The organism is Citrobacter sp. wls757 (assembly GCF_005280935.1).
In the GTDB taxonomy this organism is placed as follows: Bacteria; Pseudomonadota; Gammaproteobacteria; order Enterobacterales; family Enterobacteriaceae; genus Citrobacter; species Citrobacter portucalensis.
In genome coordinates this window covers 1-11440 of sequence record NZ_SZWU01000011.1, presented here as the reverse complement: position 1 = coordinate 11440, position 11440 = coordinate 1, and the positions used below count along the sequence as shown (strand labels likewise).

Below are 11440 nucleotides of genomic sequence, written 5' to 3'. Positions count from 1 at the left end.
CCCGCGGCTGCCGTACAGTCAATTGATAACCCGGACCGCGCGCTGGTCGCCGAAATGCTGCGAATGGAAAAGTACATCGATATGCTGATCCCTCGCGGTGGCGCGGGTCTGCATAAGCTGTGCCGTGAGCAGTCGACCATCCCGGTCATCACCGGCGGTATTGGCGTATGCCATATTTATGTTGATGATACCGCGGAGATCGCCCCGGCCCTGAAGATTATCGTTAACGCCAAAACCCAGCGTCCAAGCACCTGTAACACTGTAGAAACTCTGCTGGTGCATCAGGATATTGCTGAGCGTTTCCTGCCTGCGTTAAGCCAAAAGATGGCGGATAGCGGTGTTACGTTGCACGGTGATGAAATTGTGATGCAGGTTCTGCATGGCCCTGCCAAACTGGTGTCGCTAAAACCGGAGGAGCTGGATAACGAGTTTCTGTCTCTGGATCTGAACGTTGTGGTGGTCGAAAATATGGATGGTGCTATCGCCCATATTCGCGAACACGGTACCCAGCACTCGGACGCCATACTGACGCGCACGCTCAGCAACGCCAACCGTTTCGTGAATGAAGTGGACTCTTCTGCCGTGTATGTAAACGCTTCTACTCGTTTTACCGATGGCGGCCAGTTCGGACTGGGTGCGGAAGTGGCGGTGAGCACGCAAAAACTGCACGCTCGTGGCCCAATGGGACTGGAAGCACTGACCACATATAAGTGGATTGGCTTCGGTGACGACACGGTCCGGGCGTAATTGAAAACGGGCGATGCCATAATAGCGCTCTTAATTTTAAAGCTATTAAGGCATCACCCAGTTAATTCTAATCTTCACCCCGCTGCCGCATTTTTTATCCTGCGTTTTTAACATCATCCGCACCCGTCTGGTTCTGACCTATGCATTCTCTGGCGCCTGGAAGGCTGCGGATCACAGAATTTTCCCTGCCTGCATGAATTTTCCTGGTCTTCGTTTCACGTATTGTTCCCATGGCCCGATCTATTAGAATCAATCTCATTTTTATGAGGAGTTGTTGCGTGAAATCGGATATTCACAAACTTAGCATTCCTGTTGTGCCGCTTGGCAACCCGTTTCCTCCCCGTCATTGTTCGCTGTGCCCAAAGGGAGCGGCGATTGATCGTGATAATCAATACAAATTAATAGACAAAAGAAGGCGGTTTAAAGCTGGGGAGATACTCGCTCGGCAGGATGAAACCGCGGAGATGCTTTTTGTTATCCATGAGGGGTACTGCAAGTCCAGCGTGGAATGTGGCGATAACGTTTTTATCAGCCGCTTTTATGTTCCGGGAGATATCATGGCGCTGGATGCTGTCGAAGGAGGGAAGTACCTGACAACGATTAAGGCGGCAACGGCTGCAGAGGTTTGCCACATTGATATTGCGCGGTTGTTCAAGGTAGCAGATAAGGAGCCTTCGGTTGCTGCTGCAGTCATAAAGTTTCTCTGCAGGGACAATGGATTCATTGTTGAAAAACTGCGGCGCTATGCGAATAAACATGCTGAGGCCAGGATCGCGGCTTTCCTGGTGGAATTTTACGAGATGCATTTGCGCATCGGCAGGCCAGAAACGACGCTTCGCTTGCCATTTTCTCGGGAGGAAATTGCCAGTTATCTCGATCTTAAAATTGAAACCGTTAGCCGCTCATTAAAATCACTTGAACAGCAGAATTTGATTACCTTACATAGGGTACGTACCGTAACTATTAATAGTTATCTTGGTTTAAAACGTTTTATCTAATTTTCTATTTAACGATAATCATTATCTCTCCTGATAAGCCAGGAATATTCATTTTATATGGAAAATTCCTGGTTTTAATTTTGTCAAATAATTATCAATTAGAATGTAGTTTCTGTAGGTGAATGATTTTTTTATAAGAATATTCCCTCGCAAATGGATATATCATGAGAATTTTCTTGCGGCGTTAAAAATTTAGCATAATTGCAACAAATAATAAGCATTATAGAGAAACTATGGAGGTGTTAATTATCTTTATGTTTTGTAAGGGTTTTGCTCTCGTGGTATTTGTATGATCTTTTTGATATTTATCAAAAACATAAAAAAGATGAATTGTTTGATTTGTCTTATTTATTTGGGTGATAGTTCTGGTTCATGGTGTTATTTAAGTAAATTAAACTTAGGAAACTTCTTAGATTATCGTTTTAGTGGGAAAATTCTTAGTCTTTTTGTAATTTTTGCGTTTCAGGGTTTGTTGAGATGTTACTTAATTCAAATGATAATTTTTGGGAGCGGCAATTCTGGCTCGCAATTAATGGAACCGCTGGAGTGACTTAATAATAAGACTCGGTGGTGAGTTTGTTCTTAGGAGAAGATAAAAATGAAAAAATTATTATTAGTGACCTCTCTGGCGTCTGTATTTGTTGCGGCAAATGCAATGGCAGATGTCACTGCTTCTGCAACGGCCTCGTGGGACGCGACGGCAACAAAAGATACCACCAGCATGTTGGTCGTCACTCCGCTGAACTCTTTGACTTTCCAGTATGCGGAAGGTCTGAATGGCTTCAACTCCCAGGATGGCGCGTTTGATGTGACTATTCAGGGCCAGGAAACGGCAACTGATTTTGAACTGACCGCTCAGATTATTAGCAATACTCTGACCAACGCCAGTGGTGATGCGTCTACCCTGAACGTAGGAGTGGCATGGAATGGCACCGCGTTGACTAATTCATCAGATACAGTCCTGGTAAATTCCAGCTCGACTTCTGGTCTTGAAAGCCTGATGGCTGATGGCGCTTACAACGGTGCTGACCGCGTCAGCGATCAATCCAACTTCAAATTCACCATTGCGTCTGCGACTTCTGATGGTAGCACGCCGGTAACGGATTACTCTGCACTGCCAGACGGCTATTGGACTGGGGATGTAAAAGTACAGTTCAATGCAACCTGGACGACTCCGTCCGCCTAAGAAATAAAAGTTCGGGAGGAGAATTTCTCCCGAATTTATCAGGAATGGTGTCATGAATAAATATTTATCAGCAGCAATGTTGGTAGGGTTGGTAATCTCTTTTTCCAGCTGGGCAATTAACGTCGGTGATATCACGTCGATAATGACTTCTGCTGAGAGTTCATTATCGAAAGAAATCACTAATACGACAGATTCGGCTCGTTATGTCAGCGTATCGGTAAAACAACTGTCATCACCTTTAGCGGGCGGAGTCGAAATAAAACCCGTTAATTCCGGGGAATTACTCTCTACGCCTGCCAATCTAATTCTGCCTGGTCAGGCAAAGGATGTTTTTCGCTTCTTTTATAAAGGGCCAGTTGATGATGTCGAGCGTTATTATCGTCTGCAATGGATAGATGAGCCGGTCACCGAGAGCGCGGAAACCCGGGCCAATAAATTGGCTGTTGCGACAGCGTCAGCAGAAATTGGCACGATTTTGGTCGTTGCGCCGCGAAAAGAACGTTTTGAATATAACCGTAATGGTGATGTTATTAGCAATACTGGCAATGTTTCATTTCGAGTAATCGCCTATGGGGCTTGCAAAGATAATGCTCGCGATCAGGGGCGGGGCTGTCGTGAACGTTATTACATTATGCCAGGTACAAAAATAAAACTGCAGTTCACCGACATTAGTAATAGCCGCTCACGCATCGGTATCTGGCACGGTAAGCAGTTTATTACAGTGAAGTGATGGTCAATAGCAGCCATCTGTACGGGAAAAATAAAAATACCGGATTGTAAGGATGCATATGACAACAACATATATTGTTGGCGGTAGCATTTGTCTTTTTCTTGCGCTGACACCAGGAACTTCACATGCAGCCCCAGTAAAAGTGGGTAATTACGTTATTCCCAGCGCTTTCGCCCGTTCACTGGAGCAGGGAATGACGGTGCCGGTTTATATCCGTTACAACGAGACTGATGAGAAAAGTCAGCAAAAAATTGCCGATGCGGTGATTTCGCTTGTTGATGGCAATATTACAGTTAAAGCACTGACTCTTGCTGAATTGCCCAATAATGCTGTGTTATCCGAGAAAACCCGCGCGTTAGTGGAAAAAATCCGTGATGTAAAGTTTCACGATAATACGAATATTGAACTGTCAGATGATGCTCGACTGCAACTTAATGTCTCATCATTTCACCTGGAGATGATTGTCAGCAAAGATGCGTTAACTGAAGCGATTGTCGCGCGCAGTAGCTTGCTTGGACCTTCCAGCGTTGAAACTCTGTCTAACGTCCTGAACTACAACTTTGGTACCTACTATAACGATTACCGAAATGGCAGCAGTACCCGCAGCTATCTGACGATGGACAATACAACATCGCTGCGGGAGCACCACATTAATGTTAACGGTTCGTTTTACGGTATCGGTGACAGCAATGGTACCAGTAAACTTTATCGTGCGATGTATGAGCGCGATTATGAAGGGTATCGACTGGCGCTGGGGATGCTTGATACATGGAATGTCCAGTCTATTGCCAGCCTGAATGCGCTGAATGGTGGGAAAATTTACGGTGCGAGCTACGGGAACAAAGGAAGTACGGTTGTTGAGAATACCGCGCTTTCACTCACGCCGATTACCGTATTTTTGCCAGCCGCTGGTGAGGTTCATGTCTTCCGCGATGGACGTTTGCTCAGCGTGCAGAACTTTAATATGGGCAGCTATGAAATTGATACCAGTCGCTTTCCGTATGGTGTTTACGACGTCACGGTAGATATCGTGGTCAATGGGCGGACAATTAATAGTCGTGTCAGCCGGGTTAATAAGATCTTTGCTCGCCAACAAGCTGCCGGAGTTCATCAGCTCTCATGGCAGTTTTTTGGTGGTTCGCTGGATTATGATCGGGTGAGCTATAAGCGTAACCACTATCAGGATTTGGGTAGTGAGCAGACCTGGATTGCCGGGGGGGCCGTATCGGTGACGATGGCGATATTGTCGGGGCTGGGCCTGAAATCAACGATCTACGGTTTTGACAACAATGCGGTTAATGAAACGGATGTCACGCTCAATGTGAATGAATACGTCAGTATTGGCAATCAGATGTTGGTAGCGAACGATTCATCATGGCGAAACATCAGTAACATTAATCTCAATGTCCCTGAGGGATATGGTTCCCTTTGGGCATCTCGTGAAGACAGTAAAATTGGCGATCGCTTGCCTATGCAGGAGCGTGATAACTATTCCATTGGCGGAACTCTTAACCTCGGAAAGTTTATTCCTCATGGCGGCTCGCTCACCGTGAGTCAGACGGAGAATCGCTACTCGGGAAATAAATATCGTAATCTGGACTACAGCACGACCCTTTATTCAGGCAGGTATGCCACGGTTGGGTTGCGTGCAGGTATTCAGCGTTATTACTACAACAACCGGAATGACGATGGGCGGCAGGAACGTTATGTCAGTCTGGATTTATCGTTGCCGTTGGCATCCTGGTTGAGCATGGGCGTCTCCCGGGATCGCTATGGCAGTACTCAGGGTAATCTCAGCGCGCGCAAGCAGTATGCTGAAGGGCCGATTAAATCGGTCGGATTATCGGCATCAACGCGTCTGAGTGGCGAACAGTATTACGACAATAATTATTCGGTAAACGGCAATTTGAGTTATGACACGAAATATAATGCCGGCACCGTATCGGTAACGCGTTCTGCTGACAACTCCACCAATATGAACTTCTCTTCCCAGGGTTCTCTGGCGTGGGCAGGTAAAGATTTTGGCCTGAGTAAAGAGAGGCAGCGTTCTGGCGTTATCGTAAAAACAGATTTGACCGGCGAAGGGAAACTGGCTGCGAAGATTAATAACCGCAATTATCTTCTCAGCGGTAAATCAAATTTCATTGCACTGCCGCCCTATGCTCAGTACAAGCTGGAGATCCTTAATGATAAAAATTCTGAAGACAGCTTCGATATTGTTTCAGGGCGAAAACAGGAACTGACGCTTTATCCGGGCAACGTTGGCGTTATCAACCCTGAAGTGAAAAGCATGGTCACCGTATTCGGTCGCATTCGTTATCCCGATGGACAGTTGGCTGCAAATACCGATATTCATAACCACATCGGTAAAACACGTACGGATGCAAAAGGTGAGTTTGCTATCGATATTGATAAAAAGTATCCGGTTATTACGTTAATTTCTGCCAATGGCAGGGTATGTGAAGCCGATCTGGATCTGGAAAAAGCACGCGGCGCGGCGTGGGTTGGCGATGTGAAATGTGCAACGCAAACCACGATGGCACAACGATAAGGTATTAATAATGAATAAATCTCTATCTCTTATTTTTGGGTGTGCCTTTGCCGTGTTATCCCCATCTGCCTGGGCGCTCTCGGCATCCACTCAGGCGGCGGTCAATAACAATTATTTGTTTATAGAAAACAATGTTGATAACGAATACTTTATTACCCCGTCCTCCCTCGATCCTCGCATTAGTGGGTCGAACACCTGGGTAAAATATGGAAACGACCAGGATAGCCTGGGATATATGGGTATCGTTGGTTGGGTAGCCAATACCTCATATTATAAAGATATGTGGATTGATAATTCACCAATCAGTGAACCATTCCGGGGTATTCGTTGCACCACTGGTGCTAATTGCCCTGCATCTGGCTATATTGCTGCCGAGCTAACCGATCAATTTGGTTTTTATCACACCAAAGCAACCGGATCCGGGATAGCCGGTGGATATTATGGTTTTGCATCGCTGACAGACTCGGCGTATGAATACTTTCGCAATATGTCGGTCGGAAGCGCAGAGACATATAACCTTAATTTTTGTCGAACCACGATTGACTATGATTATGCGGCTGGGCAACGTTGTAAAGACCAGAGCAGCGGTAATTGGTATATCAGACCTTATACATTAAATAAAATAGGTCATTTATCTTTGGTTTCTACCAATGCATTTCAGGAGTTATGGGTTGCCAGTGATGGCACCCCGAGCATCACTAAAGACAGTGGTTATTGTGAGCTGGGTGTGGTCAGTCGTGAAGATGGTGTTATCTGTAAGATGATTTCATATAATTTAAATCAAACCAGCAATCTGACGGCTTCACTACGTATTCGTATGTACGCGGATAGCGGTTTGCTCGGTTTTACGCCTGCGGCTGCCACAATAAAATATTCTGGTGATGGTCAAACCTGGACTAACTTTAGCTCGACGTCGGTTTATTATAATATTTTTAGTAATAGTGGTGAGTATGTCTATGTTTTTCTGTCGAAAACATTCCTGAAAAATATGGTGGATCGTGGCGTCAGTATCACCAACAGCCAACCATTTACATTTGCTTTTACAAATAGCGTGACGCCAGAGTCGGGGTATTACCAGTTTACTCCTTCGCTACAGCTCAATATTGTTCCAAAGGAATATGGGATCAGTATTATCTCATCGGATAACAGCACCTCGGCAAGCGGCAGCGGCACAATTGGCGAGACCGCTCCGATTGAGATGGATTACACCGTGACGGTCTCGGGGCCTCGTCAGGCTGATAGCATTACCGCACAAGTTATTGGGGAAAGTACGACGATAAACAATGTGCCTTATTGCCTGTTCACTTCTACGCAAGGTGGGTTATCTGTCCCAATTCCCGCCTTTCTTCAGTACAACAGTCAGTCGGGTGGCGTGGTACAGAAACGAAATAGCTGTAGTGAAGCGGCGATCAGCATGAGAGATGCGCAATGGCAACAGACGCCCTGGGACGCAAATAATACAGATGATGGAAGCTACTTTGCGACTGATTTAAAATTGCTTTTCCCAATGAATGATTCGCGTTCGATGTTGACCGTTTCCGGTGCGGATTGGGAAGGTGTTGTCAGTGCCAGCGGAGAGATAAAAGTGACGGCGAATTGGGTGGGAGTGACGCCATGAGCCACTGTCGTTTGGCGCTAAGATGGATATTGGCCTTGCTTTCCGGGCTGGCGGTGTTCTCCGCACAGGCAGTCTATCTGGAGTCGACTATTTATGAGATGCCATCGGATAAATCATTTATCAGTAAACGAATCTATAACGATAGCCAGAAACAGAACGTGTACAGTATTAGCGCAGTTAAAATAGATAAACCGGGACCGGGAGGTGAAAACAGAAGTGCTATTGCCGAAGGCGAACTTTTGTTTACTCCGCTCCGTTTTTCACTGGCACCGCAGGCAAGTGAGTTTTTTAAGATTTTCTATCGTGGCCCGCAGGATGATAAAGAACGCTATTACCGAATACTGTTTCGTGAAATGCCGATAACGCTGTTTACCGAGCGTAATCAAGGGAAAGGCGGACAGGCTCTCCCGGTGATCGCTATGGATACCATATTGGTCGTTCGTCCGAGGAAAATGAACCTGGCCTACACCATTGATGAGATAAACGGGACGTTGAAAAACACAGGGAATACTTTTTTCAAAATTATCGTACACCAGGGGTGTCACTCAACTGATGATGAAGCCACCATGCGTTATGTGTTACCGGGGGAGACCTGGCATAGTAGTGAGTTGAAAACAAAAAACCGGAAATTTATCGTAGCGTTGCAGAAATACCTACCCGTTGGTCAGGGTTGCTTAAAACTTAATCATTAGGGGGGGGCTGAACCAATATGCCCTGATTATATATTGAACCTATACTGTCACTCGCTATAGAAAATGTAGCAATAAATTTAGAGTCGATGAAACAATATGTCGTGCATATTGCCGGAAATGTTTATGAATACAAGATCTACGACATCCTCTCTTAGTTTGTCGGTCAGCATAAACTACGGTAATATGTTATTCTGTTGGCCATTGTAGTTATATGTTTTGTAAATTTTGTATTTATAGCTTTTTGTTTTGTAATGAAGTGAAAGTGAGTAAAGGGATTTGTACTGATTAAGAAATGGAGTTTTTTCTTTTTCAATTTTTAAATGGAATTTACGGTGTGATGAGAATACTCATATGGATAACTGTGATTATAAATTCTGAATTTACGTGATATGGCTTATGGATAAAGTTATATCACGAATCGCCTTATGATTATTGGAGGTCGAAGGTGTTGTATATTCTCTCGTGAATAGAGCGAGGGACCTGCTATGCCATAAATTTAAGTTGGTGATAACTATGAATACGAAAAAAATTTTTCTGCTCAGTTATGATACTTTCCTTTTTTCAGGAATAAAAGCATGGTTACCAAATCTGGTATTGATCGATGCACGGACATTTATTTCTGGCACGCAGTCAGTTATGTCGCAATATCCGTCCTGCTTGCTGGTGATCGATAACCGGTTACCATTATTATTGGTCAAAAAATGGCTTCAGAGAAACAGTACACAGTTCATCAACATACACTGTATTGTTCTGCGGATGTGCGAAACCCTGCCTGTTAATCGGGGATATGAAGACTATTCCTTTATCAATGGGGGGGAATTGTCGGAGCAGTTGATCGCTCAATTAAAAGAGAGTTTATTGGCACCTGACAAAGTTGTGGAAGTCAATAAAGACTCACCGATGTTTACTTTTAACTTGACTGAATTTGAAGAAGAAATGCTGTATTCATCATTCACAAAAGAAAAACTGCATGATTTCTGTATTGCTAATTCGCTAACAATTAAGTCAGTGTATCGATATCGGGATAAAATTACTGCTCGCCTCGGCTTTTCTAATTTTAATGAAACTGTTATCTTTTTAACCCGAAATAATTTATTAAATGAAGGTTCTATAATCAATAATAATGTGAGTGGGGATACAGTTTACACTGACGCATATGATGTTTCGGATACTAGTAGACTGAGTATGGCAATAAGGAATGAGGAGATCATTCCTTATTTTCAACCCATCGTGAATATCAGGGGCGATGTTTGTGGCGTTGAGGTCTTGGCTCGTTGGCCACAGGGACATAACTATGCTATTTCTCAGCGAGAGTTTATTCCATTGGCTGAAAAAAGTGGCTTAATCAATGAGTTAACTAGCTATTTAATGACCGCTGTTGCGAGCAATCTTGTCTCTGGAGGCGCGAGCATTAATAAAACACTGTTCGTTTCTTTTAATGTCAGTCCGTCAGGTTTAAATAATCCCGTATTCTATTGGGAATGTCTTAATTTTATGGAGATAACGCAAGGTCTTCCGATAAAATTGATGATAGAGATAACAGAGAACCAGACGTTCACGATCACTCCTGCAATCAAAGAACTTATTCGTTCGTTACGAAATAAAGGTGTTTTGTTCGCTTTGGATGATTTTGGTACTGGATACGCTAATCTCTGCTATCTCAATGAGTTAGACCTGGATGTAATCAAAATTGATAAAAGCTTCATTAAGGAAATTAAAGAGGTTGATCAATATATCCCTATGCTCGAGTCAATTACTCACCTTTCAGGACTTCTGGGGTTACGTACGGTGGCTGAGGGCGTTGAAAATGACTATCAGCAACAATGGTTGGGAAAAAATAATGTTGACTATCTGCAGGGGTATCAGTTTCTACCGCCGGTGACATTTAATGATTTTATCCGGTATTACCAGCAGTCTGTAGATTTGTTTGAATCAGCGTCGGATTCACCTTTATCTACGTAATTCATTTTTGACACGGTTTTTACATATGAAGGGTAAAACCTTTAAACGAGTATGTGCTCTGAGCTGACATGGCCTGCAGCATGATTTTTTCCTAAACACCAGGGGCGGACGCCTCTGGTATGGGCGTCTTTGCATCGCTGCCTTTCTGTCTGGTTAAGTAAAAAGTCCTACAGTGAAGTACGCACCGTTTGTTTATGTATCTTAAACGGGGTATTTATAGTGATATCAGCGTTAATCAAACAGGTACTGAGGTTTGTCCGCAGCCATGCGTCATTTCCTGACAAAATTAAGAGTCTGGCTTCCACCACCACTCATCCTGTTATTATTCCTCATCGCGGATGCGTTGACGGCGATCCCGCGTTTCACATTTGGCGCGGTGACTATCGTAATAAGTGCATTGTTGGCTAGCGTCAGTCTGGCGATGATACTGCATACCGCGTGGCAGATGCGGAAGAAACGTACGACGCTAAACCCACTGCATGCAGAGAAATCGACCACGCTTGTTACTGGCGGATGTTATGCCTGGAGCCGCAATCCAATCTATCTTGGAATGAGTGGACTCCAGTTAGCTTTTGCTCTTTACGTCGGTAGCCTGATTGGAATATTGGCTGCACCGCTGTTTATACTGGTGGTTGCCAGATTACATATTGATTTTGAAGAGGAACAACTACGAAAACATTTCGGGCCGGAATGGAAACGCTATGAGCAGCGTGTTCGCCGCTGGTTATAGAATACCCTTGCCGCGTACAAGGAAGCCTGTGACGACACGATTCGTGCGTTATTGAAACCGGATGATGCAAAATTAGGCGTTTGATTCGCAAGGCCATTGACGCATCGCCCGGTTAGTTTTAACCTTCTACCCCGTGTTCACATTCGTGGGCATGTCCTTATCAGGGCCGATATAGCTCAGTTGGTAGAGCAGCGCATTCGTAATGCGAAGGTCGTAGGTTCGACTC

At 44.6% G+C, this 11440-nt stretch carries 9 protein-coding genes; all 9 read left to right on the top strand.

Features of this window, described 5'->3' with window-relative positions:
• Positions 1-747: glutamate-5-semialdehyde dehydrogenase (gene proA, locus FDW94_RS23685; protein ID WP_249358215.1), on the top strand; the 747-nt coding region annotated here is incomplete at its 5' end.
• A gap of 278 nt (positions 748-1025) precedes the next feature.
• The gene (locus FDW94_RS01130; protein ID WP_137376999.1) at positions 1026-1745 is read left to right on the top strand and encodes a Crp/Fnr family transcriptional regulator; all 720 of its coding nucleotides are present in this window, start codon (positions 1026-1028) and stop codon (positions 1743-1745) included.
• A gap of 598 nt (positions 1746-2343) precedes the next feature.
• On the top strand, positions 2344-2931 hold the full coding sequence (locus FDW94_RS01125; RefSeq protein ID WP_003830835.1) for a common pilus major fimbrillin subunit EcpA: 588 nt from the start codon (positions 2344-2346) through the stop codon (positions 2929-2931).
• Between the two features lie 52 nt (positions 2932-2983).
• A complete protein-coding gene (locus FDW94_RS01120; RefSeq protein WP_137376998.1) occupies positions 2984-3661 on the top strand; it encodes a hypothetical protein in 678 nt (225 codons plus the stop codon).
• A 58-nt stretch (positions 3662-3719) separates the two neighbouring features.
• Positions 3720-6212: a CS1-pili formation C-terminal domain-containing protein gene (locus FDW94_RS01115; protein WP_137376997.1), complete on the top strand. Its 2493-nt coding sequence runs from the start codon at positions 3720-3722 to the stop codon at positions 6210-6212.
• A gap of 10 nt (positions 6213-6222) precedes the next feature.
• Positions 6223-7830, top strand: coding sequence for a fimbrial protein (locus FDW94_RS01110; protein ID WP_137376996.1), 1608 nt, complete (start codon positions 6223-6225; stop codon positions 7828-7830).
• Positions 7827-8522: a fimbria/pilus periplasmic chaperone gene (locus FDW94_RS01105; protein ID WP_048226424.1), complete on the top strand. Its 696-nt coding sequence runs from the start codon at positions 7827-7829 to the stop codon at positions 8520-8522. The genes FDW94_RS01110 and FDW94_RS01105 overlap by 4 nt, the downstream gene beginning before the upstream one ends.
• A gap of 513 nt (positions 8523-9035) precedes the next feature.
• Positions 9036-10484: an EAL domain-containing protein gene (locus FDW94_RS01100; protein WP_137376995.1), complete on the top strand. Its 1449-nt coding sequence runs from the start codon at positions 9036-9038 to the stop codon at positions 10482-10484.
• A gap of 265 nt (positions 10485-10749) precedes the next feature.
• Positions 10750-11214, top strand: a complete 465-nt coding sequence (locus FDW94_RS01095; protein WP_137377006.1) for an isoprenylcysteine carboxylmethyltransferase family protein — start codon at positions 10750-10752, stop codon at positions 11212-11214.
• Positions 11215-11440 lie beyond the last annotated feature (226 nt).

What these genes read in the sequence shown, in the direction of transcription:
- FDW94_RS01125 (WP_003830835.1), top strand. Translation starts at nt 2,344, where the DNA reads ATGAAAAAATTATTATTAGTGACCTCTCTGGCGTCTGTATTTGTTGCG.
- FDW94_RS01115 (WP_137376997.1), top strand. Translation starts at nt 3,720, where the DNA reads ATGACAACAACATATATTGTTGGCGGTAGCATTTGTCTTTTTCTTGCG.
- FDW94_RS01120 (WP_137376998.1), top strand. Translation starts at nt 2,984, where the DNA reads ATGAATAAATATTTATCAGCAGCAATGTTGGTAGGGTTGGTAATCTCT.
- FDW94_RS01110 (WP_137376996.1), top strand. Translation starts at nt 6,223, where the DNA reads ATGAATAAATCTCTATCTCTTATTTTTGGGTGTGCCTTTGCCGTGTTA.
- FDW94_RS01100 (WP_137376995.1), top strand. Translation starts at nt 9,036, where the DNA reads ATGAATACGAAAAAAATTTTTCTGCTCAGTTATGATACTTTCCTTTTT.
- FDW94_RS01095 (WP_137377006.1), top strand. Translation starts at nt 10,750, where the DNA reads ATGCGTCATTTCCTGACAAAATTAAGAGTCTGGCTTCCACCACCACTC.
- FDW94_RS01105 (WP_048226424.1), top strand. Translation starts at nt 7,827, where the DNA reads ATGAGCCACTGTCGTTTGGCGCTAAGATGGATATTGGCCTTGCTTTCC.